At 64.9% G+C, this 652-nt stretch carries 1 pseudogene; it reads left to right on the top strand.

Annotation, left to right across the window (positions count from 1 at the left end):
• Window positions 1–29: 29 nt before the first annotated feature.
• A pseudogene (locus tag LWH48_RS18160) lies at window positions 30–652 on the top strand (IS200/IS605 family accessory protein TnpB-related protein); the annotation flags it as partial.

The following is a 652-nucleotide window of genomic DNA, read 5'->3' as shown; positions in this document are numbered from 1 at the left end:
CCAGCTTTGCCGCTGCCGTGGAGCGGCTGATGCACCCGACCAAGAAGAACCCCTCGCCTCGCCACCACTACTTCGTGAAGCGTTTCTACAAGTTCCCGTCCTACCTGCGCCGAGCCGCCATCGAGTTCGTCAAGGGCCAGGTATCGAGCTACCTGACCCGCTATTGGGCCTGGCAGTCGGGAGATCGCCAGCGGAAAAATGCCCAGCCACCGCGCTTCAACCCCGTGGCCGGCTGCTATCCGGCGATGTATCGCGGGCAGTTGGTCAAGTTCGATGCCGACTTCACCACCGCCAGCCTGAAGCTGTGGGATGGCAAGGAGTGGCTGTGGCATAACGTGGCGATCAAGGCGGTACGTCAGCGCCATCTTCTCGGCACGGTGAAGTCGCCCACCCTGGTGCTCAATCGACGCTGCCACCTGGCGGTGCCGGTGGCGTTGGCGCCTCAATCCCTCCCTGACCAGCAGCGCGTATGCGCCGTGGACGTGGGGATCAATACGCTGGCCACGGCCAGCATCGTGACACCGGACGGCACTGTCGCAGCGCGTGGATTCTTCCACCCCGCCGCGGACATAGACCGTCGCGACAAGCGCGCCACGCTGATTCGCCGCAAGGCGCGCAAGACCGCCAGGCTCTCGAAAGGGTTCGGGCGGAC

The sequence above is a fragment of the Halomonas sp. G15 genome, from assembly GCF_021282295.1.
Classification (GTDB): domain Bacteria; phylum Pseudomonadota; class Gammaproteobacteria; order Pseudomonadales; family Halomonadaceae; genus Halomonas; species Halomonas alimentaria.
Note: the sequence above shows the minus strand (reverse complement) of the source record. Positions and strands in the feature narration are given on the sequence as shown.